Annotated in this window: 18 protein-coding genes and 2 pseudogenes; 6 read left to right on the top strand and 14 right to left on the bottom strand. The window is 54.9% G+C overall.

The features are described from left to right. Nucleotides 1-71: 71 nt before the first annotated feature. Nucleotides 72-260, bottom strand: a pseudogene (locus ACOBR2_RS11035) (ATPase domain-containing protein); the annotation flags it as partial. A 270-nt stretch (nt 261-530) separates the two neighbouring features. On the opposite strand from ACOBR2_RS11035, the pseudogene ACOBR2_RS11030 reads away from it, so the two are divergent. Beyond that, a pseudogene (locus ACOBR2_RS11030) lies at nt 531-1,136 on the top strand (SOS response-associated peptidase); the annotation flags it as partial. A gap of 246 nt (nt 1,137-1,382) precedes the next feature. On the opposite strand, the gene ACOBR2_RS11025 reads toward ACOBR2_RS11030, so the two are convergent. After that, nucleotides 1,383-3,347, bottom strand: a complete 1,965-nt coding sequence (locus tag ACOBR2_RS11025) for a hypothetical protein (protein ID WP_420236170.1) — start codon at nt 3,345-3,347, stop codon at nt 1,383-1,385. Nucleotides 3,348-4,433: 1,086 nt separating this feature from the next. Between ACOBR2_RS11025 and ACOBR2_RS11020 the strand changes: the two genes are divergently transcribed. Further along, a complete protein-coding gene (locus ACOBR2_RS11020; protein ID WP_420236169.1) occupies nt 4,434-5,750 on the top strand; it encodes a site-specific integrase in 1,317 nt (438 codons plus the stop codon). A gap of 630 nt (nt 5,751-6,380) precedes the next feature. Here the strand turns inward: ACOBR2_RS11020 and ACOBR2_RS11015 are convergent. The 3 genes from ACOBR2_RS11015 to ACOBR2_RS11005 form a co-directional block, all read right to left on the bottom strand. After that, the gene (locus ACOBR2_RS11015; RefSeq protein WP_420236168.1) at nt 6,381-7,916 is read right to left on the bottom strand and encodes a Fic family protein; all 1,536 of its coding nucleotides are present in this window, start codon (nt 7,914-7,916) and stop codon (nt 6,381-6,383) included. A gap of 275 nt (nt 7,917-8,191) precedes the next feature. Then, nucleotides 8,192-8,596, bottom strand: coding sequence for a hypothetical protein (locus tag ACOBR2_RS11010; RefSeq protein WP_420236167.1), 405 nt, complete (start codon nt 8,594-8,596; stop codon nt 8,192-8,194). A gap of 398 nt (nt 8,597-8,994) precedes the next feature. After that, complete coding sequence (locus tag ACOBR2_RS11005; RefSeq protein ID WP_420236166.1) at nt 8,995-9,762, bottom strand: class I SAM-dependent methyltransferase; 768 nt, start codon at nt 9,760-9,762, stop codon at nt 8,995-8,997. 60 nt (nt 9,763-9,822) lie between these two features. Between ACOBR2_RS11005 and ACOBR2_RS11000 the strand changes: the two genes are divergently transcribed. Continuing rightward, complete coding sequence (locus tag ACOBR2_RS11000; protein WP_420236165.1) at nt 9,823-10,632, top strand: helix-turn-helix transcriptional regulator; 810 nt, start codon at nt 9,823-9,825, stop codon at nt 10,630-10,632. 239 nt (nt 10,633-10,871) lie between these two features. Here ACOBR2_RS11000 and ACOBR2_RS10995 read toward each other — a convergent pair whose 3' ends face one another. From ACOBR2_RS10995 to ACOBR2_RS10970, 6 genes are all read right to left on the bottom strand, one after another. Beyond that, entirely contained in the window at nt 10,872-12,707 is a 1,836-nt protein-coding gene (locus tag ACOBR2_RS10995) for a hypothetical protein (RefSeq protein WP_420236164.1), read from the bottom strand. 323 nt (nt 12,708-13,030) lie between these two features. Then, entirely contained in the window at nt 13,031-13,123 is a 93-nt protein-coding gene (locus tag ACOBR2_RS10990) for a hypothetical protein (RefSeq protein ID WP_420236163.1), read from the bottom strand. Between the two features lie 23 nt (nt 13,124-13,146). Beyond that, nucleotides 13,147-13,707 (bottom strand): response regulator, encoded by a 561-nt coding sequence (locus ACOBR2_RS10985; RefSeq protein ID WP_420236162.1) that lies wholly within the window; start codon nt 13,705-13,707, stop codon nt 13,147-13,149. Then, complete coding sequence (locus ACOBR2_RS10980; protein ID WP_420236161.1) at nt 13,704-14,300, bottom strand: sensor histidine kinase; 597 nt, start codon at nt 14,298-14,300, stop codon at nt 13,704-13,706. Before ACOBR2_RS10980 ends, ACOBR2_RS10985 begins: the two co-directional genes overlap by 4 nt. Further along, the gene (locus ACOBR2_RS10975; RefSeq protein WP_420236160.1) at nt 14,216-15,439 is read right to left on the bottom strand and encodes a histidine kinase N-terminal 7TM domain-containing protein; all 1,224 of its coding nucleotides are present in this window, start codon (nt 15,437-15,439) and stop codon (nt 14,216-14,218) included. Before ACOBR2_RS10975 ends, ACOBR2_RS10980 begins: the two co-directional genes overlap by 85 nt. Nucleotides 15,440-16,812: 1,373 nt before the next feature. Next, a complete protein-coding gene (locus ACOBR2_RS10970) occupies nt 16,813-17,259 on the bottom strand; it encodes a winged helix-turn-helix transcriptional regulator (protein WP_420236159.1) in 447 nt (148 codons plus the stop codon). A gap of 82 nt (nt 17,260-17,341) precedes the next feature. Between ACOBR2_RS10970 and ACOBR2_RS10965 the strand changes: the two genes are divergently transcribed. Next, nucleotides 17,342-18,112 carry an SDR family oxidoreductase gene (locus tag ACOBR2_RS10965; RefSeq protein WP_420236158.1) on the top strand — a complete coding sequence of 257 codons (771 nt, stop codon included), beginning with the start codon at nt 17,342-17,344 and terminating at the stop codon, nt 18,110-18,112. An 87-nt stretch (nt 18,113-18,199) separates the two neighbouring features. Here the strand turns inward: ACOBR2_RS10965 and ACOBR2_RS10960 are convergent, their stop codons facing one another. From ACOBR2_RS10960 to ACOBR2_RS10950, 3 genes are all read right to left on the bottom strand, one after another. Further along, nucleotides 18,200-18,727, bottom strand: coding sequence for a hypothetical protein (locus tag ACOBR2_RS10960; RefSeq protein WP_420236157.1), 528 nt, complete (start codon nt 18,725-18,727; stop codon nt 18,200-18,202). A gap of 118 nt (nt 18,728-18,845) precedes the next feature. Then, nucleotides 18,846-19,010 carry a hypothetical protein gene (locus tag ACOBR2_RS10955; RefSeq protein ID WP_420236156.1) on the bottom strand — a complete coding sequence of 55 codons (165 nt, stop codon included), beginning with the start codon at nt 19,008-19,010 and terminating at the stop codon, nt 18,846-18,848. 61 nt (nt 19,011-19,071) lie between these two features. Continuing rightward, the gene (locus ACOBR2_RS10950) at nt 19,072-19,650 is read right to left on the bottom strand and encodes a flavodoxin family protein (RefSeq protein ID WP_420236155.1); all 579 of its coding nucleotides are present in this window, start codon (nt 19,648-19,650) and stop codon (nt 19,072-19,074) included. Between the two features lie 163 nt (nt 19,651-19,813). Between ACOBR2_RS10950 and ACOBR2_RS10945 the strand changes: the two genes are divergently transcribed. Further along, complete coding sequence (locus ACOBR2_RS10945; RefSeq protein ID WP_420236154.1) at nt 19,814-20,773, top strand: IS5 family transposase; 960 nt, start codon at nt 19,814-19,816, stop codon at nt 20,771-20,773. A gap of 472 nt (nt 20,774-21,245) precedes the next feature. Then, on the top strand, nt 21,246-22,658 hold the full coding sequence (locus ACOBR2_RS10940; protein ID WP_420236153.1) for a PQQ-dependent sugar dehydrogenase: 1,413 nt from the start codon (nt 21,246-21,248) through the stop codon (nt 22,656-22,658). Nucleotide 22,659 lies beyond the last annotated feature (1 nt).

Genomic DNA, 22,659 nt, shown 5'->3' with positions numbered 1-22,659 from the left:
CAGCGAATCCACAGCAGCAGGGGCAGATGCACTCCGCTCGCTGCCGCAGATTCCGGATCAAGAGCATCCGAGGCATCCACCCAGGCGCAAACCTGCCCACGCGCTGTACAACTGGCCAGAAAAGCCAGCGACAGCGTTGTTCGTCCAGAGCACTCCGGGCCGACCACCTCGCTGATGGCTCCCACAGGCAGGCCACCGTCGAGCAGCGCATCGACAGCGGCAATGCCGGTCGCCGCCGTCTCGCGGAAGGTGCGCGGCATGGGCGAGAGCGCCGCCGGGAAGCGGGTCGCGAGGGATTCTTCGATCTGGAGTCGTAGGGCAGCAGCACTGGCCATATTTCGCCTTATATTCGCCTTTCAAGGTTCGCGCGAATCGGTCCGCTTGTCAACAGTCCTTCGGGTTCCCCACAAGTGAAGCGCTATTCTGAGAGCGATATGTGTGGTCGCTACGCCCGAAAATCCGCGCAAGAGCTTCTTGCCGAATGGTTCGATCTGGACCTGAACCTGATGCCCTAGTTCACGGCCAGCTACAACGCCGCTCCGCAGAGCTTCCAGCCGGTGGTGTGGCTGGACCCAGAATCCAGCCAGCGACGCATCTCATTGATGCGTTGGGGCTTGGTGCCATCCTGGGCCAAAGATGAGCGGATTGGCCTGAACACCATCAACGCCCGCGCTGAGGAGGCAGCCGCAAAGCCTGCTTTCCGTGAAGCGCTCAAAAAGCGCCGCTGTTTGATTCCTGCCGATGCTTTTTTCGAGTGGCAGCGGCTATCGCCGAAAACTCGCCAGCCCTACGCCATCGCCCTGAAGAGCGGCGAACCTTACGCCTTTGCCGGTCTGTGGGAGAGCTGGTTGCCGCCGGAGGGTGATGCGCTGACCACCTTCACTATTCTGACCACCACCCCCAACGAACTGATGGCTCCGATCCACGACCGCATGCCGGTGATCGTTGCCCCGAAGAATTACGAGCGCTGGCTGGACACAGACTGCAAGTCCACTCCATCGCCTGACCTGCTTCAGCCCTATCCTGCCGAAGAGATGGAAGCCTGGACGGTGAGCGATCATGTCGGCAATGTGCGCAACAACGATCCGAAACTGCTCGCTCAGCAAGAGCCGGACCAAGGAACCCTGTTCAGCTAATTCTGGATTCTGGTAATTCAACTATGTTGGCTGAGGCCTTGGCGACTTCCGGTTACAAATCTGCTATTGAATATCTGCAACGTTAGGTTGCTATCGGAACTCGCCTGCAAATAGGGTGGTGTGGCGAGAATGATGCTGCCCAGTTTCGATAGAGCCGATTGCACTGAGCTGCTGCGATTGAGGTAGACAGTGGAACCAGATGTGGGCGGCCACTGATGACCAACGGGGTCAGTCGAAAACGTTTGGTCACTTTCGCGTACCCGCACTCGTCCCCGTCCGGCCACAGGCGTCGTCGGCTTCGGTCCTCACAACGTAACCCACGGGAGTTTGGAACAGCGCGGCATCAGGCTCGCCGGGCTTGAAGTGCACGATCTCGATATCGATATGACCATACCCGGGATCATCAATCACCCGCTTGACCGGCATCCGGTAAAGCGGGGAGGTCCATAGCTCGTTGACTACCTGAAGCGCTTGCCCATCGGCAGTAGGCTCTGTCGAAGCCTCGTGAGTCGTGCTGGTCAACGTGGCCTGCAGGCCGGCAACCTGCGGCTCACCTACCTCGCCTTTCGACTCATCTTTTTTCAACAGCCGTCCCAACCGGCCAGAGTTGGAGTCCTTTTGCACCTCAGGAGAAGACGCCGGCACCCGCACCGGTTGAGACGTAGATGGTGCCGGGCACGAAACCGCGATCCTGGTGACTGGATCTATGAAAATACGCCGCTGGTCCACGACATCGTACACTCTCGCTCTTGTAACCACAGCCTTGCAGCCCTTGCAATCAGCATTGACCAGGTCTTCGTATCGCTGCCGACCCGCACCATCGTGCAGCACGCGCACGAAGCGCCGGGTTGTCTCCGAGTCGATGGGCGAGCGCGTCTCCTCGATCAATGCTTCAAACGGCGCCCCCTCGACTGCATATCCAGACGGAGGAATCAACATATCCGCACTCCACATCGCCAACGACGTTCCAGCTGATGTTTTCCGGAGAGCAGGAGACGCTGGAGCGACCTTTACCGCTGGCGCTGAAGCAGGCTGCTTCGCCGACTCGCGCTTGAAATAGTTCAAAGTGTGATAGCCCGCGCGCTGACTGTCGTCTGTGAAATGCGTAAAATTATCCACGCGCAGCCGCCCATCGGCCTCCAGCATAAGAGTCAATTTCGTCTCGGAAAACGTGGTCACTTTCTCGGCTGTCAATGAGGTGATCCCGGCGGAGTCAACGCCGGTGGCAAAAGCTTTCCCTTCAACCGTCCCCCAGTCGCACGGATTAGGATGGCATGCCCCAAAGGGATGGACCGCCAGGCCGTCGATGATCAACTTCACCAGCCCACCGGTTCCTGAGTCCACGTTCATCCAAGTCCCGCCGAGCGCGTTTGCCACCGCTGGCCTTGCGCTGACAGTGTTCCCCGTTGGAGCTGTTGCGGCGCTGGTTCCGACCGTCTGACTTATCGTGCCCGCTCCGTTACGAACATGGTAGCCGGGGGGCACCTGGAACAGACTGGGATCCGGTTCGCCTTGAACGATGTCGGAAACATTGACAGTCATTCTGCCGTAATCCGGCTGGTCATTGATGACAAGAACGTTGATGCGGAGATCGGGTGATGTCCAGGTTTCGCTCGTACTTGCAGCGACGAAGTCCTGTCCGTTTTCCTTCGTGCCCGCGTTGTAGGTTCGCGTGGTCCGCAAACCGAGTGCGTGGACCCCGTTGATCAACCGCGAAGGGAGATACTCGGTCTTTACCGTACAATTCGCGCAGCCCGTTGGGATCGGATCAGCCTTGGCCGTGGGCGGGTTGACGGGGGGCAGGCTGAAACGACTCGAGACCGGTTCGATGACCTTTTGTGTGGCCGACAGAGGCATGATGGTCACGAAACTCCTGGCCGGATCGTCGCTTACCTGCCAAGCGAGAGAATTACCTGCGACCGGATCGAGAACGGTCACCGAATGAAAATCGGAACCTGTTGGCCTCTTGCCCCATTGCTCTTCGCGCGTGCGACCGGATGAATCACGCCATAGGCGCATACTGGTTGTGATGCTGTAACGGGTGCCGTCGTTGGCTATCCTGGCGGTACTGGACGTTTCCCGAGCCGAGTAGGGCGCACCCGAATATCCTGTCCCAACCACGGTCTGCACCACATGTAAGTCAGTACTCTGCGCAATAACTGCTGGTCCCGCGGCGAGCAGAATGAAGATTGTCCAGGAAGTGATACGCACCGTTCTGTTCCTTTCTGTAAGTAAGGCCCTAAAGAGCAGCCCACAGCCCGGGCGGAACCAGAGATGCGGCCAAGAAGAGACCGACAACCGGAGGCGACGCGCCTCATTGCTTTCAGACTACTGACTTTCGAATCGGTACCATTATACGACCGGTGATTCGGGCTGCCCCGAATTGATCTCGCAGAGGTTCCGCCTCTGGCTTTGACAGGCCAAGATCATCGTCGGAAGCGGAGCTTGCCTCCTGGAAAAACCGACTGAAAGAAAACATAAGTTCTCACTGCCGCCAGATTGAAAAGATCGGTACCCGAAAACGCCGATTGCAACTGCGATCCTTACCCGAGATATTGTTCAGCTCTGCCACAATGGTTACCGCCCGAATCTGCGCGATACCGCGCAATGCCTGTACGTCTTTGACCACTTCCTATGCGCAGCAGAAATCTGCTCAGCTGATGACGCGCACGCAGTTGATCTGGCTCGGCTGCCGCGCGCGCCCCAGATCCCGGAGCGCTTCCGATCTGGGACCCGGTATCCATACCGCTGTGAGATCTCCTGATCGATGACTGCGCACCAGATTCAAGACATCCCGCCGATTTCTCTTGGCCCGGTCGCCAGCCTTGACCGGAGCCAGTGTTGGCACAATAACCTCAACAATTGCTATTAGTTGCAGCGAAGATAGAGAGCAACCCGATAACTCCCAATTATCACCCGATAAATACGAAGTATTGGACGGCCTTTTTTCTGCGGGACAGGCTATGGTATCCGGCATCCCTTGATGCCCAGCTTGCTTTCGGAGTTACGTCCTATGCCGCTGGCCGTTGTTTCCCCGCAAACGCCTGAGACAGACCCGTAGCTCACTGCCGAAAATGTGGCGCATCGCCTCAACGTCAGCACGGATTGGGTCTGGGATCATTCCTCGCGCCGAGCCCCCTTGCTGCCCGTCATTCGCATTGGCGATGGAGTCTTACGGTATCGCCAAAGCCAGATCGAAGAGTTCGTCCACGAGCGGGAAAGGCTCTCCAATTTACGTAGAAAACCACGGTAGAATGGGGACGCCCACTGTTTTTCCCCACAGAAATCGAGAAACACATGGGTACATCGCACCAGAAGGGTTGGGTGATGGTTCGGGGAAAGAAGTGGTACGGCTACTTTCGCCGCACCGTTCTCGACCCGGCTGCAAACGAGCCCAAACCGATCATCACGCCGGTCGTGCTCGGACTGAAGTCGGAGATGACGAAGTTCGAGGCGCGAGAAAAGCTGGAGCGGGAGATCGCCCGGCTGACGGGGCATACCACCGAAGAGGGGATTGTCAGGAATGGCAGCGTCACTCTGCTCTGGTTTGTCCACAACCGCTACCTGCCACTCAAAGAGGCGGACTGGAAAGAGGAGACGGCCAAGATCAAGAAGCACCTGATCGAGGCAGACTTGCTCGCCGAGTTTGGAGAAATCCGGCTAGAACGTTTCGACAAGCTCGTTCTCCAGGCCCACCTCAACAAGCTGGCAAAAACCCGGTCCAAGGACAGAGTCTTGCAGTGCCGAGCTTACATTCGTTCGATCTTTGCCGAGGCGGTCGATCAGGACTTCCTCCTCAAAGATCCCGCGCGCAAGCTCAAGACACCGGTCAACCTCCGGGACACTGACAAGACAGTGCTGACGTGGGATCAACTGCGTTCCGCGCTGGCCGCACTGGAACTCCGCAACCGGATTCTGCTGAAACTTGACATGACCAATGCTCTTCGTCCGGGAGAGCTGTTCGCGTTTCGCTGGTCTTCTCTTGATGAAGAGCACAACAAGCTCGACATCCGGGAGACCATCTACAAAGGGAAGATCCGTCCCTGGGGCAAGACGAAGGGGAGCCTTACGGCGATCCCAGTCACAGGGGAGCAGGTCGAAGAGTTGGAGGAGTGGCGGCGCATCTCGAAATATGCTGCGCCGGAGGACTTCATATTTGCCGGCCGCAGCGGAAACTTCATGGACCCGAGCAACTACCGGAAAAGGGTGCTGCACAAGTTGGCCGTGCAGTTGGGGCTGCCCAAGCTGACCTTCCAGGTCATCCGGCGCACCATCGCGACGCTGGCCAAGGACAAGGGGCATGTCAAGGACATTCAGGGGATGCTGCGCCACTCGCGGGTGGCCACTACGACTGATGTCTACATGCAGACGATGGAGGACGGTGTGCGCTCCACGGTGACGTCCATCCATGAAGAGCTAATGGGGACCGGCACCACGGGCCAACATCCGACCAGAACCAGGATCAAGCAAAGGGCCGAAAACTTTTCGGATGGGGAAGCAACACTGAAAGGAGAAGTTCTACAAGCAGCCTCTTCGGAGAGGAAGAAACCGGCAATCACACGTCCTGCTCGTGGTAAGGTTTTGGAATTTGCTACCAAAATGCTACCAAGGTGAGGAGTGAGAGTGTCTCTAAGTCTATGATTTAATTGGTGGACCTGATCGGGATCGAACCGATGACCTCTTCCATGCCATAACGGCAATTGCTTGTAACTTATTGAAAACATGAGCATCGATGGCGATGAAAAGCACTCAACAGCACCCTTCAGCACCCTCGACAGCACCCTTTTCCGCGGAGTTGGACTGATGCCACGAGAAGAAGTTACGCTCGTCGATGTAATCAATCGAGTAGGGTTCAGCAATTCTTCGGCTTGCCTGGCATTTATCAGCAGAAATTGCTTTGAGTGGATTATGCCGTTCTGGAGAGCGTATTGTGTTGCTGACGTAAGCCAAGAGCGGTTTCAGAGCCTACAAAGCAGATCACCGAATCTCCGAGTAATTGAAAAGAATATTCTTTTGGAAACTTGGATTCCTGTCCATGGACGAAATTCAAGGCTTAATGGCTGGCTCTTTAGACCCCGATTTCTGTAATCATCAAATTCTGATGTTGTCAGGAGGACTCTAGATTGATGCCAAATCCCCGAGTTGCTCGTCCATTCTTGTAAGTTGTCCTATATTGTGCAAATTACTGTTCGCATGTTGCAAAACGTATCTCGTTTCAGTTGTCGTTCATAACGGGTTCCTGGATCAGCGCTCGTCTGGAAGTTGATCTTGCCGGCTTTCCTGCCAAGCTCCCCAAACGGCTTTTTCGATCCGATCGATCTCCTGATCGGTTATCTCTGAAAAGACAGCTCGTTTCCCTTTGGAAAGTTTCCCCTTGTTTTGCAGGATCAGCCTCACCAGCAGCGATGCCCGGCGATTCGGCATATCCACGATATTGAGAGTCGCGTGAAGGGCTGCATCGAATACAGCAAGAAATCCGATCTCGTCCCGCAAATCGTGGTGGACAGTTTCTTCGATGCACCGATAAAGGTATTCAGCCTGGGCCGTTGCATCGAAGTAGCGATAGAGTTGAGCCGTGTCGTTCTTCACGGTCATTCCATATTCCAGGTCGAGATCGTACTGTATGAACGGCATGATCGAACCAGAGAAGCCCTCCAGAACCTGATCGTAGGCCAGCCGATCACGCAGCATGGCCGCAGAGATGGGAAAGAGAATTCCCTGTGGCGTGAAGTCGAGCTTTGACAAAATGTGATGGACAAGGAAGCGGTGAATGCGCCCGTTGCCGTCATCGAATGGATGCAGGAAGACGAACCCGAAGGCAGCAACGGCGGCGGCAACAACAGGATTAACGGCTACTGGCAGCTTCAGACGGCTGACCATCTCCATCCATGCGTCCATCAGGCTGGGAACATCTTCCGGCTTCGGACAGACAAAATGCACATCCTCGCTGTAGTCCGGGAGTGTTTGGGAGACGAAGTTCTGCGCCGTGCGCCAGTTCTTTTGCACATAGCGAGGATCGACGATGGCATTTTGCAGTTGAACGAAGGCGTCCTTGCTTGTGGCATCAAAGCCCGAGGTCTTCATGAGCGCCGCTACAAAGCGTTCCGTGCGGTCCTTGCTCGGCTCTTCTCCTTCGATGGCGAAAGAGGATTTGGTCTCCTTGGTAAACAGATAATGCACGGCGCGCGCGAGGATGGCAGGATCGCAGCTTTTGACGATGGCGTTTGCCTCCTCGACCAGCCCCTTGTCCATAAAGCTTGTCAGCGTGTCTGTGCGGCGGACAAGTGGCGAGTATTTGCCCGTGCCGAGAAGATTGTCATTGATGCGCTGTCGGCGAACGAGACGGCGCGGCCCGGTGATGTGAATCTTGGGATCTAGAAGATCGATGTAGCCGGAGGGGATGACATCCGGCACATCGAGTTGCTTTTCCATCAAGAACTCATACAGGTACCAGGCGCGGCGCGTGAAGATGCCGGTGGGTTCGGAGCGAATCCACTCTTCCAATTGGTGAGTATCAATGCTCTGGAAGATTGCCAGGTATACGTCCAGCGCGACAGGTTCATAGCGCAAGGCAAAGCGAAGATCGCCGAAAGGTTCTTTGGGAGCGTAGTTCCTTGGGTACTGTTCCAGAATTTCGCCGTCTGCCGCGATGGTTTTCCTGGCCCCCGCGACAATCTCGGAACGTGTCGCAGGCGCAGGAACCTGGAGCTGAAGCTCTTCGATCAACCGGTACAAGCCAACCGACCGTGGGAAGAATCGTGCGGAATTCTCATCGCCCATGTCAAAACCTCATTGAACCGCTATGGTCATCGATAAACGTCATCGAATCCAATGTGTCGATTAAAGCATAAAAACCTCATCGAGGTGATTTTTTCATCATCCAAGGCGTAATCTGGCGCATATTTATCATCGTTTATGGAGCGACCAGAGGCAGTATGTGGCGAGGATAGGGGGTACGCACGTCTGGAATAGGCATTTCTGTCACACGTATGTTGTTGGTGTAAATAAGGAATCCCCTCTACGCGAATCGCAGTCTCTGGATGGGATCTATCACTTCAGAATTCCTGAGCCTCAACATCTTCAGGGCGATGCTCAGCACAGCAGGTTTTGATCCATCCTCCACGATTCGGCTTGCCGGGCTTGCCACACTCCTCGCAAGTTTTGAGTGACTCTGCTTCAGCGTCGCGAATCACATGGGAAATTGCCTCGTCTGAAAAGTTCGAGTAAAAGCGCAATCCGCCAAACTTCTCTTTGACCTGTAGAACCTTAAACTCAAGGCCGCTCTCTCGTTCAAACTGCGCAACGAGCGGCTCCAAGTGCTCACAAAGACGCCAGATAATATCGAACCAGCCATCGCCATGTTCAAAACCAAATGGCATCAACGTGCTTTGAATGGAGCCATGCACATCAAACCAACCAGGCCAACGTTCAACAATCCGTTGTTCCAATTCGTGTTTCATCGCGCCTGTTCAGCGTCCGAAGAATTTTGACATAGTCCTAGCGAGAGTGTATCCGTGTTGCTCATGATCTCGCAAAACGCAGCAGCCGAGCCCCAGTCTATTGCTGAAAGTGGAGGAATACCCTTTTTCCGCATACGCGGCGCTATCTGGTTCATGCCTGCCGATTCTACGCTCGAATCAGAGCCGAATAGGGCGGCAGATAGAGCAGGCTTGCTCCTGTCGCCTCGATTCTTTCTCGCACAGAGGGGGACCATCCTGGCTTGAAAATTATCCAGACAATGTCTGGATAATTGGCCTTAGCGTGATCGAGTAATTAGGCCACAAAGAGTGCCGAATCCCGTTCTACGGAAGCTGACAGCGACGCAGGATTTGGCAATGCAAGGTGTTTGGAATCCAGCTCAACCTCTCACGCAAGGTATCAGCATCGTGTCGATACAGAAACTGCCATCAGCTTCAAAATCAAAATGCTGCGAGACTGGCGAAGGAGCCAACTGTTGCAGGGCACGAATAGCTTCGACTTGCAACGGAGGAGTGCTCATGCGAGCGATCCACGCAGTGAAATCCAGGCGACCACGGTACAGTGTCTCCGTGCCCAGACTAAATCCAGCTTCCTTCAGTTTAGTTTTCCATTCCGCCGCACTGTAATCGCGCACATGAGAGGGATCGCGCAACAACTCCAGGCTCTGTAGCCATGTATCCGAAAGAGGATGTGCAGGAGCAACGACATCGCTCACCAGCAAAGTGCCCCCAGGGCGCAGCACACGATGCATTTCAGCCAGCGCGGCAGGCAGATTCTCCCAATGATGGGCACTATAGCGCGTGACTACAACATCGAAGCTGTTTGCGGGAAAAGGCAGCGAACAGACTTCGCCAACGCAGGTTTGCAGGTGCTGAAAACCGTGCCGATCAGCTTCGTCAGCCACTGTTTGCAGCATAGCTGGAGAAAGGTCAAATGCAACCACATCCTGAGCCACACGCGCCAGCAGGTAGGACGCATGGCCTCCGCCGCAGCCCACATCCAGAGCGCGTACCGGGCGCAATGGCGTGAGAATACATTCCATCTCTACGAGGTCTGGACCCGAGGCATGAACAGCGCTGCGCAGGTACGCATCGGAGTGCGGACTAAACTGGCGTTCGATCAGTTGTTGCTGAGAATAGGTCGTCATTCTTGGATACTCCAGAGGTGGGATACCTTCAGCGTAGAGGCGAATTAAAACTGGTACAAGATGTCAATTTATCCTAGTATAAAAAGCAGTATGATTGATTACACTCCAAGCCACGCCCTTGGTGCATTTCTTCGCGCACACCGTGAAAAGCTGACGCCTTTGGCAACGACAACCGCCCGTCGTAGACGTACACCTGGCTGGCGGCGTGAGGAACTCGCTGAGGCTTGTGGTGTCAGCTCCACCTGGATCACATGGCTGGAACAGGGCAGAGCTGTTTCAGCATCACCAGCGGCTTTGGCTAGACTGGCTGAAGTTCTTGCGCTGACACTTGCGGAGCGATCCTATCTGTTTACTTTGGCAGGTAAGTTCGATCCGGCAGCTTTGCCCATACCGCAAACGCAAATCCCGAATGACCTGTTAGATCTGCCACAGCGGATGAATATACCTGCCTATTTGTTGGATTACACCTGGACGGTGCGCTCCTGGAACCACCCTGCCGAAATGCTCTTTTCTGCCTGGCTTGATGCAGGCAGCGAGCGTAATCAGCTTCGCTACATATTTCTTGCGCCGCAGGCACAGCGATTGATCCATGCGTGGCAGGAGCGTGCACGACGCGTGGTGGCTGAGTTTCGCGCTGACTTCAGCCGTCGTCCACTCGATCCGACCCTGCAGGCCCTTCTTGATGAATTGACCCATCTCAGCCCGCTATTTCAACGGCTATGGCACGAGCAGGCCGTATTGGAGCGGGAAGGCGGGAAGCGTGGTTTTCATCTGCCGGAGCAAGGTCTTCGCTTCTACCAACAAACAACGCTGCAACCCGCCATGCACCTCGAATGCAAATTGGTCTGTTTGACACCTCTGGACACGTAGTCCTCCAACGGGTGATTGATCGCTGAGGACTCGCTATTACAATTGCTAATCTCCCGAGAAATCGATCTATGCGTGGCGGGAATACCTGCATTCCTAAAAAGCATTGGACGCGGACCCAAAACAGACCTAACTTTGCGCCATAGCTGACGCCCAAGTCAGCGGAGGTGCAAAGTGAATCGATTCCGCCGTCTCCTCCGATTCGACACCGCTCGCAATCGGCAGTCTGCACCGCCCGCCATTCAGCGGACGGCAAGCTCCCTCCGTACAACCTGCTTGTCGGCCATCCGCACGATGGCTCCCACCCTCATTGCACTCTCGTTTGCCGGCGTGGCCCATGCCCAGGGAACGATGGACTTCTCTGGCGCGACCACGTTGATGACCACCTTCAAATGGTCGGCGATGTAGAGATTGCCCGCGCTATCTAGAGCGATACCCGTGGGATTGTTGAGCTGGGCGCTGGTTGCAGCACCGCCGTCGCCGCAGGTTCCCGTGGCGTCTGAACATGGTTGTCCGCTGCCCACCACAGTGCTGATCGATTGTGTGATTGCATCGACCTTGCGAATGCGATGATCGGCAGTGTCGGAGATATAGAGATTGCCCGCGCCGTCTATGGCTATACCGTATGGGACATAGAGATTGGCGCTGGTCGCCGCGCCGCCATCGCCGCAGGTATTCGTTGCAGTCGAACAGCTCGTTCCATTACCCGCCACCGTGGTGATGGTTCCCGGCGTGAGGCCCACGAGGGGACCGGAACCGATGCCCTGCAGATTGGCCGTGGCAATCACCGCGCCGGTCGAGTCCAGCAGTTGCACCGCGCCGCTGCGCGATCCAGGATATTTAGGCGAAAACTGCACCGCCACCGAACAGGTATTACCGCTTGAATAACTGGTAGAGGTGGAGCAGGTCGTGCTGCCGCTTACCTCGGTAAAGTCCAGGCCAGTGGCCCCCTGCGTGACCACATTCCAACCGCTGAGCTTGGCCGCCGTGGTGTTGGTGAAGATAAACGGAACCAGAATCGTCTCACCGGTGCTGCCTACGCTCGTCGTGCCAAAATCCACCGCTGCCGCTTCGATTTCTTTCACCGAGGGAACACTCGAGCTACTATAATCTACAACGAAAATATTGCCCTTTTTATCCGCGGCTAAAGCAGTGGCAAAATTGAATCCGCTACCCATCGTTAAAACCTTCGAGGCGGTAGAGAACGATCCATTATCCGGAACGATCTTTCTCACCCCTCGATAGTTGCCGGACGTGTCACCTAAATCCGAAGCAAAGACACTGCCATCCGGAGCCAACGCCACGCTGCCTGCCGAGATGAATCCGCTTCCAATCTGAATGACAGATGTGGATAAGGTGGAGAGTCCTCCGTTATTCGCTTTGAGTTCATAAATCCCGACATTATCATCGGCATCGGCAACAAAAACATTGTTGCCGGAATCCACCGCTACACCAAAAGGGGTACCGAAGTCGAAAGAGTTGCCGAGTGCCTCCCGTTGCGTGCTGCCGGAAAGCAGCTCGCCGACCATCTCGTTTTCTCCAACGATGAGGATGCCACTTGCGTTTACTGCTACCGCCCTGGGATCAGCTAATCCAACACCTCTGAGCGTTAACGTGCTGGAATACACTCCGTTGACCAATGCGATTTCATTGACGTTGTAGGAGTTATAGTCGGTAACGTAAACATTGCCACTCGCGTCTGTGGCAACGCCTTCGGCCCTGGTAAATGCGGTCGAGATCGGAACCACCGTCGAAGAGTTGGAAACCACTCCGTCGACCGCTTTGATTTCATAGACCGTGCTGCCTTCGAATGTGAGGAAGATGTTTCCGTTCGCATCCATGGCCATGCTAAAGGCCGCGACTGTTATGTCGCTCAGCGTTTTGACCGTCTTGGTGACCCCGCTGTAATACGCCGTCTGCGCCGCGCTCTCTGCCGCGCTGCCAAACAAGAGGGCGCAAAAGGCCAGAAAAAAGAGCAGACCCTGCCAACTTCCCCTGGCGGAATCATGGGCGGCTTTGCTGGCTTTAGTCTTCGCAACCTTGGGCATCGTGGTCGCAAGCAATTTGTCTTTTAACATTTTGCATACCCTCTTTTCCTGAATCACTTCGTAATGCTGCCCATAAGCGGACACAGCTCTCCCGTACGCTGATTGGGGATGTCTGAACAGCGTTTCTTTCTCTTCGACATTGGCCGGAGGAAAGGAAAGCGAGACCGGCAGGCCTGGTTGCGATCAAGACATTGATCTCGGCAATGCAACGGCTGTTGGCGATTGCGCGTATGAGACTCGTTTAGAAGTTAGCAGGACGAGAGAAGAGAAGTCCTACACTTTGGAGTAGGATGAAATATTTTTCAACAGAAAATCGAATGTTTCCTGGGTCCGCGCGTCTGTTGTGAAGCCTGTTAACTGGTTCTGAACTGTGGCCCCAACTTGCTGGCAAAGGCAATCACCTGGGCGCGATTTCTCAGGTGGAGGCGATCGGTAATCTCTCTCATGTGGTATTTAATGGTGTCTTCGGTCAGACCCAGGAGACGGGCGATTTTTTGTATGTCATTCCTTGGGCAACTTGACGCAGAATCTCTGTCTGCCGACTGCTCAACGGCAGGGTTGCTTCATCGGGCGAGGTTGCTCTATCGTCGGATTGCCCCGCATTCCGCTCCCGCTCGCGACGGGCAAACTCGACCAGAATTTTACCTGCCAGATCGGGTGAAAGCGGGGTTTGCCCTTGCGCAATTTCCTCCAGTGCCGCCACGAAGCTGCGACCAGAATTCTCCTTGAGCAGGTAGCCGCTGGCCCCAGCCAGGATTGCGTCAAAAAGAAAATCATCGTTCTCCGAGACGGTCATCATGACAATCTTCATCTGCGGGATCTTGGATTTTAGAAAATACGTGGCTTCGATGCCGCTCTGCCCGGGCATTTGCACGTCCATCAGCACCACCTCCGGCAGCAGACGCAGGGCTTGTTCAATGGCATCCGTCGCATTCGTCGCCGTACCCACCACCTCGATCTCACCGTCTTCCAGAATGTTGCGCAACCCTTCAAGAAAGAGCGAATCGTCATCGACCAGCAAGACTTTCATTGCGTAGCATCCTCCGATGACAATGATACCGTCTGGGCATTTTCCACTGGAATGGTCAGTTGCAGACAAATCCTGGTGCCCGTGCCTGGCTGGGAATCAATTACCAGTTGCGCGCCAATCTCTTCGGCCCGCTCGCGCATGATAGCTAGGCCATGATGGCCTGTCAGCCCTTGCGATTGCTCCGTATCGAAACCGCAACCATCGTCCTCGACGAGAAACTTCTGTGTCTGCGCTTCCTGCGAAAGAACGACCCGTACCCGTCTGGCCTGAGCATACTTGCGCACATTGGAGAGCGCCTCCTGAATGATCCGCAGCGCCTGCGCCTCCATGACGGGCGAAAGCATCTCCGCAGCCCACGCACAGCGCACCTCCAGCCCGGCCTCGATCTCACAATGGCGTCTGTACCACTCCAGTTGTGTTTCCAACGCCTGCAGGAAATCGCGTTTGTCGGAGACAACCGTCTGCAACCCCGTAATGGATTCGCGCATTCCCAGATGCGCTTCCTTCACTACCTGGACGATGCGCTCCAGGCGCTGATCCGCTTGTTCATATCGTTGTTTTGCGATGGAGGTTCGCGCCGCCTGCGTCTGCATGGAAAGGAAGCTCCAGATCTGACCGGGGCCATCGTGCAATTCCTTCCCAGACGCTGACGCTCCATCATCGTCGAAATCGCTTTCTGCTGCTCCAGGATCTGTGCCTGCTGTTGCCGCTCCTGCGTCACGTCTTTGAAGAGCAGCACCCGTCCCAGCCGGTTACCGGTCGAATTCAGCAACGGAGTCATCGTCACCCAAAACGTGCGACCGTATTTTTCAACGCCAAAGCATACCTCCCTGACGGTCACGCCATCTTCGTTTTCCAGATCAGCAAGCGCGGGCCATAGCTTAACAGCAGTCTGAAATGGAACCCCCTCCACAATGTTCGTGAAGACCGCCCGGGCTGTGGAGTTCAACGATACGATGTTCTCTCTGTCATCTACGACCATGAGGCCGTCGATCATATTCTTGACTACGACTTCCTGAGCCAGAGGGATGATTCCGTACATGCGCCAGCGATGAAAGGCCCAGGCCGTGACCGTGCTGGACAGAAGAAAAGACAACGGAAGCGGCGCCAGAATGCCGCATCCCGGCAGGAAGGTCAGCACATGTCCGAACCAGGAGAGCAGGCTTGCCAGCAGAATCAGCCTCGCCTGACGACGGCGCAGGCCCGTGCTGCTTCTCAGCCAGCGTATGCAGAGGCCCGTCGTAATGAAGCCCATCAAATAGCCGGCAATCTTGGGCAGTTGGCGGCCTGAACCGGGCAATAACCGCGCCACATCCCCGTCTGTCCAGATGATCTTCCAGAGCCAGCCATGCCAGCCATTGGTTAGGATGATCAGCCAGAGGATACCCACCGTTCCGCCCATGAGATAGGTAATCCAGGCGGGCAGTTCGCGATCCAATCCGCTCATTTCCACAAGGAATCTGTACGAGACGAAGAGCAGTAGCAAGCTCGCCATCCAACAGAGATTCGTCCATGCGGTCAGGGCGGTCAAGCCCGTGCTGCGGCTGCCGCAGAGCAACGCGAGCAGCCAGACCCCCTTGCACAACTGGCCATATACCAGCGAGCGGGCACCCGGCTCCTCGCGGAACCTCCAAGTATGGATGGCAATCCCTTCCAAAACGGCGATCACAAAAAGTGGAAACCAGAAATTTGTGCCGAGATGAGAGGCAAAATATGCAGGCATTGTGCCCATGCTCAGCATTCTACTGTGCGGAGTAGTGCAAAAAATGCTGCAAATGCATTATGCAGTCATTCAGACTGCTTTAGGAAACGGCAGTCGGATCAGTCCTCGAAATGTCACCCAGCATCCGGGTTTCCAGCAAACTATCGGCCCAACCCGATCCCCGGCCTGATCGGCGTTTGCCAGGACCTATCCTTGCGAACAACGGCATTGTGCTTTGGGGCCGCAGCCACCTTCCATCGAAGTAAGGCTGTATCTAGGGCCATTGTGCAGCTCGTTTGAAGCGCCCATTCTGGACAACTAGTCCTTCAGATCTTTTGCACGCTGCGGCGTTCTATGGTCGGCGACGATCGCTGCGGAGTGGCTTGCATGTTCTCGGCGCACTGAAGCAGAGCACACTGCAACATCTCAACTTCTTCCTCACTAAGTCCCGCAGTCATTTTTTTCGATCCCGAGGAGCACCTTGTGTGCTCTTGCTAAGATCTCAGCGCCTTGGCGCGTCAGCTCGCTTTGCCTGATACGGCCATGAGTTGGGTGCGGAACCCTGAGGAGCAAGCCCTACTTTTCCAGGTTAGCGACTATGCCTTGCATGCTTTGCATGGTCATAAACGCCATGCTGCCAGGGAGGCATTAGAGCGGTTCTCCTATTGCTGTACACCGAAGCCATTGCCGCTGAGTGGCTTTTTCTCAAGAAAAAGCCACCGTGCACGATCTACAAAGGGCTACACCTATTGGAGAAACGCTCTAGATATCCCCCGTTCCACTGCAACAGCGAAGAGCGGATTGTACTGTGCCGTGGTCAATCCTAAGGGATTGAGCTGATTGTCTATGTTCGTGCACAACGCATGCTGTGCTCGTTTGAGCACGTAACCCAAACGCTCTGACATCGAATGCTCCAGCAGATTTGCCTTGCGTATAAATTACCTCCCCCTTGATATAAGGTCCATGACATCTTCTCGCAATACCCGCCAACCCGTGGAACTGACAGGCCCTTTCTTGTTCTCCAAGTGCGTGATCTTGAGGCATCCAGAGCATTCTATATCGAGAAAGTAGGACTGACCCCTTGCCCAACCCCCTCCAGGGGCGATCGTCTTCTCTACATGTCCCATCCCGTTCGCGATCCGTACCCCGATGGTTGACCTGGATGCAACCAGCAAGCTTGGCTGGGGCGTCTTGCTCTGGATGGCCGCGACCGATGCGGATACCGTGCTTGAGCAGTTGGTGGAAGCTGGCGTGACAATTGTGCTGGCTCCTGCTGATGGACCATTCGGCAATTTTTTGTGTTTTGCGATCCAGACGGTTACACCATCATGGTTCATACGGCAAAACCCTAAACAGACCTTCCGCGTTGTTGTTTCTCGTCATTACGACAGCATGGGGCTGGGTCAACTCTCTATCCCCATCCGTTTCCGGTACGCTGCCCGCTGTCGCTCCAACTCTGCGTAGTTCGTCTCTGCCCATTCCCACACACCACAAAAGGCCGCGCCGAGACTTTCTCCCAAAGGCGTCAATGCATACTCCACGCGCGGTGGAACAACAGCATACACCGTGCGCGTGACGAATCCGTCCGCCTCCATCTGGCGTAGCGTTTGCGTCAGCATCTTCTGGCTGATGCCGCTGACCAGTTTTGCCAACTCACTGAAGCGAACAACACCGTTCTGCGCCAACGCCTCCAGTAGGAGCATTGTCCACTTGTCTGCGATGCGGCCGATAATCTCCTCGACCAGCCTGTCGATCTCTGGAGAGGACACGGCACCGTCCACGGATTGAAAACGCAGCTCCGCAGAATTATTTGTCACAGTTTTAACCCGATTTTTCGCATTTCTAACCATTTAGTGAGTATCAAACCAAGAAGTGCGCTCTTCCTTTCAGAGCGTCACTCTCCTATAGTAAGCAAAGAAGGAGTCAATAGCAATGAATCCCAAGGGAAACAACACCATCCTGATCACTGGCGGCGGATCTGGCATCGGTCGCGGTCTCGCCGAAGCCTTCCACAAACTCGGCAACAAGGTCATCATCGCGGGACGCCGCAAGAATGTCCTGGAAGCGGTTGTCGCTGCAAACCCCGGCATGGCCTTCGAAATTCTCGACGTTCAGGACCCGGCCAAGCTGAAGAGCTTCGCTGCGGAAATCACGTCGAAGTTTCCCTCTCTAAACGTGCTGCTGAACATGGCAGGCATCATGCAGACGGAAGATCTGCTCAACGCCCCCGATCCTTCAGTGATCGACGCCACCATCGCAACCAACTTCACCGCGCCGCTGCAGCTGACGGCCGCATTGCTGCCGCACCTGAAGCAGCAGGCACAGGCCACGGTTATCAATGTATCTTCAGGCTTGGCATTCACCCCGCTGGCTCTTACACCAACTTACTGTGCAACCAAGGCCGCGATCCACTCATGGTCAATTTCTCTGCGCTACCAACTCCGGGATACTTCGGTCGAGGTTCTGGAACTGGCGCCTCCCTACGTTCAAACGGAGTTGATGGGCGAGCACCAGGCTAACGATCCGAGGGCAATGCCATTGGCTGATTTCATCGCTGAGGTCATGGAGATTCTCTCGACGCAACCAGAAGCCAAGGAAATCCTCGTCAAGAATGTTTATCCGCTGCGTTTTGCGGGTGACTTCAAGGGTGAGGCATTCAATAGCTTCTTCGAGAACTTCAACAAAGCAATGGCAAGTCACTAAAATAGCTAGCTGTATAGGCCTTCAGCGCCCTTCGATAGCGTCGTCATGGCAGTTCAACTGACTGTCACGACGACGCTATCCCGATATTCAAAGATCAAAGACCTCATCAATCCAGTCGAATTGCAACTGTTCGAGAAGACTGACGTTGCCGAGCAGGTAATGATGCTCGGCGCCGAGTTCGGAACCGTTCAACACGAAACGATTCTTTGAGTTCTTCAGCTTGTTGAAGAACGACTTGCTTTGGCCATACATGGTCCAGCCTTCACTTGTTGTGGAGAGATTCAAGACCGGGCAGGTGATTTGATCCTCAAGCCCATTCAGGTTGAAGGCTTTCATCCGCTCCAGGAATGCAGGCACATCCTTGACGCCGCTGTGGAAGCAGAAGCGTGGCATGACTTCGTAGATTCCCCAGCTCTGATGGTCCGTGAGCGGCTGGTCTTGCGGACCGTTCAGAAATTCGTCCCCCAGACCAAGCGCCTTAGTGAAGACCTGATGCCCGTCCGACAGGATGTACCCTGCTGCATATGCGGAGATGCGCTTCTCAAATACCACCGCCCGCGTGCCGAGATAGCCGCCAAAGCTGTAGGCAGTGAGCGCCAGACGTGAAGCATCCACCTCGGGGCATGCAAGCAGAAAGTCGACGACGGCTTTCTGCTTGGTACTTCCCAGTCAGGCCGATAGAGCAACGAGCTATCCCGCAGATAGGCTCCAGACTGGCCAGGCCCGTCGAGAATCAGCGCATTCTATCCGAGACTGATTGCCCCTGCGCCGCCACCGAGGGCGTAAAGTTGCGCAGCCGTGCCATCGCCACTTTAACAATGCGTCGCTTCTCGTCCGCACTGCGATGGATCCGCTTCGGCACTTCGGGCAGGGGTGCATTCTCGATAACTTCGTTCACTCTGCAACCGTCTGCCCGAAAACGACCGATGCACAGACGGTCGTCAGACGATGCTTACGGATCAAATCTGCAAGCCTGCTTGAAATTGCTTGGCCAACTTGGCAACTCGCTCACCAAGATAAGCCGCAGTATTCATATCGCTTTCGACATCTGCCGGATTCTCTCCCTCGCTCGAGTTCGACTGGCCCATAGCGCCAAGCCAACTGCCAAGGCGATTGAGTTCGTTGGCTACGCCAACTTTGGCGCTATTGCCTGGGAACAGGTCAAGACCTACCCATATCATGCCGTTCTGTGCTGCAAACAGAGCCATGCTGATCAGTGTTCCCATCTTGTCGCCGTTGAGTGCACCAGAATAGGTAAATCCAGCAGCAATCTTGTTGCGCCATTTCATGCCGCGCCACACGGGCTGAGTAGAGTCTTCAAAGAATTGCTTGAGGCGAGCAGTCAGATTGCCGTTATAGGTCGGCGACCCAAAGATGATTGCATCACTCTGTTCGAACTCTTCCCAGGATATTGGGCCATCTGCAACGGCGAAGAGTTTGCACTCCACTCCGGGTACGCGGCGAACACCTTTTGCGACGGCATTTGCCTGCTTGGCGGTGTGACCGTAATGGCTGTCATAAACGATGGATACCAGCATTGATGTTGCTCCTTTGGCAGGTTGGATGAGTTGCAATCGCAGGTCTGGGAAACAGTAATATTGCCCAGAGTGATGGAAAGCAATCTATCCATCTAAGGAGACTCTGCACAAGTCCCAATACTGCATTCTGCTTGGATAAAATGATAAGTAGAGGGCAAGGGCGATGCGGCACCAAACACTGGCGTCACAAGCGAGTTTTGAGCAGTATGGTCGCAAGGGCAAGCGGGAGCTTTTTCTGGATCAGATGGAGCAAGTGGTGCCGTGGGCGGAGTTATTGGCGCTGGTTGAGCCTCATTATCCCAAGGCTGGCAACGGCCGCCAACCAGCAGGCTTGTCGATCATGCTCCGCACGTACTTCTTGCAGCAGTGGTTTGGTTTTTCAGACCCCGGAATGGAAGAAGCTTTCTATGATTCGCCCGCGTTGCGGCGCTTCGCCGGAGTTGATCTGGGCCGTGCCTCCGCGCCCGATGAAAGCACCATTCTGCGCTTCCGCCACCTGCTCGAAGAACATGAGTTATGCGGCCAGATACTCGATACGGTGAACCACTTTCTAGCCAGCCGGGGCATTCGCATCGGCACGGGAACCATCGTGGATGCAACGATTATCAACGCTCCGAGTTCGACGAAGAACTCGACCGGCAAGCGCGATCCTCAGATGCACCAGACCAGGAAGGGACAGCAATGGTACTTCGGCGCGAAAGCGCACCTTGGCGTTGATAGCAAGTCGGGCATTGTGCACTCAGTCTGCACCTCTGCGGCCAGCGTGGCGGACAAACATATGCTGCCTGACTTACTGCACGGCGCAGAGAAGAAAGTCTGGGGAGACGCAGGCTATCAAGGACAAACCGAGGCAATTCATGCGGCCGCGCCCGGGGCGCAAGATATGACCAGCCGCCGCACCAAGTTCAAAAATTATGTAGACGAAGAAGCCAAGCGCAAAAATACGACCAAGGCCAGAGTTAGATCGAAGGTGGAGTGGTGTTTCCGCATTCTGAAGCGCGTTTTTGGATTTACCAAGGTGCGCTATCGTGGCTTAAGGAAGAACCACGAGTGGCTTTGCGCGGCCTTTGCCCTGGTTAACCTTTACCAAAATCGCAAACGGCTGGTCGCGCTGGGGGCGTAGTGTCTCTGGAGGCCGGAAAACGGCCTCCAGAGACAAAAAACAACCACGTAGAGCCCGCGCCTGGATGCAACTGAACCCGCAATTCTGGCTATAACTGCTTCCGAACCCATTGCATTGTAATTACACCGCAAAATCGTGGGTTGTGCAGAGGCTCCCTAATAGATGGCTTATATGACGAGAAAAACCGAGGAATAACATTTGCCTAAATTACACCTTACTTGATGGATGCACGTTAGATAAAGACACATGAAGCAGACGCAGGTCGTAAGAATGCAGTAGCTGCACGTACGGGTTGAAATTGAATAGTGCATGTGGATTGCCAAATGAGAGTTGCCGTGAGCAGGAAGTGTATCGTCACTGAGAAAATATATTTCTTATAGCGCTTTCACTGACTGAAGATGGAATGCTAGGCTTGTAGGCAAGGTTGACGCACGTTGTCAAGTTCTCATTTTCAAACTGGAGAACACCGACTATGCGCACTTTCTTTTTGAGGGCTGTGGTACAGATCCTTTTTCTATATGCACTGGCGCAGCAGGCAATTACTGGACAATCAGCTTTTATAGACTGGGATCAGCAGCAGCCTGGTGCACGACACCGGATTACACTGGCTGATCTGCCAGAGCCCAAGCCTGAAGAGTCCGTAAACAATACCGCGCATCTTGTGCCGCGTCCAGCGAATGCATGGCCGATTGCTCCTGCCGGATTTACGGTAACGCTGTATGCGGGAGGCGATTCTTCTCCCATGCAACGTGCGGATAACAAAGAAAAGATGCAGACGGGTAATGGGACGTTCACTATGCCTCGTCTGATTCGTTCCGCGCCCAATGGCGATCTCTTCCTTGCGGATTCCGGAGCTGGTGTCGTCTTCGTACTGCGTGGTATTGGGTCTGATGGAAAGGCAACACAGATAGAAAAATTTGCTACAGGCATGGATCATCCCTTTGGCATCGCGTTCTATCCGACTAAAAATCCGAAATATATCTATATTGCAAATACCACCACAATTCAACGCATTCCATACCAGCAAGGCGATCTACATGCACGTGCTTCAGCTGAGACAGTCGTTCCGGACATACCCGGCTATGCGCAGCTTACAGGTGGTGGACATTGGACTCGCGATGTGGTCTTCAGTAAAGACAGTCGGCGGATGTTCGTTTCTGTCGGTTCTGGTTCGAACGTCGATGACGTGGATACGCATCCGCGCGAATTTCACCGGGCAGACATTCTCGAGTACACTCCCGAAGGCAGGTTCATCAAGGTCTATGCCTATGGACTACGCAATTGTGTTGGAGAGGCGATCAACCCTGCGACAGGGAAGTTGTGGTGCTCGACAAATGAGCGGGATGATCTTGGCAATCACCTGGTTCCTGATTACGTCACCTCCGTGCAGGAAGATGGTTTCTATGGCTGGCCCTGGTACTATATGGGCGGCCATAAGGATCCGCGTCTTCCGCTGCCGTGCGCCAATGGAACTGGGCCAAATCCGCAGGCTTCTGCGTTGACAGCAGAGCAGGCAAAAGATTGCAGGCACGTTGATCTCGCGACAAAGGTAATTACTCCCGATGTGATTGTTCAGCCTCACATGGCTTCGTTAGAGATGACTTTTTATCCTGCAGGGGGATCCTTTCCCAAGAAATATGTTGGGGATGCATTTGTTGCCGAGCACGGTTCCTGGAATCGTGCCCGGCGCGCTGGCTACGAAGTGATTCGCATCCCGATGCACAACGGCAAAGCCGAAGGAAGCTATGAAGACTTCCTCACTGGTTTTGTGACGCAGGATGGTCAGGTTTGGGGCCGTCCCGTTGGCGTTGCGGTTGGTCTTAACGGAGACCTTTACGTAACGGACGACGGCTCACGAAGCGTGTGGCGTATCGTTGCAAAGTAAG

Source organism: Telmatobacter bradus (assembly GCF_048629425.1).
GTDB classification, from domain to species: domain Bacteria; phylum Acidobacteriota; class Terriglobia; order Terriglobales; family Acidobacteriaceae; genus Telmatobacter; species Telmatobacter bradus.
The sequence above is the reverse complement of the archived record's forward strand: the minus strand, read 5'-3'. Positions and strand labels throughout refer to the sequence as shown.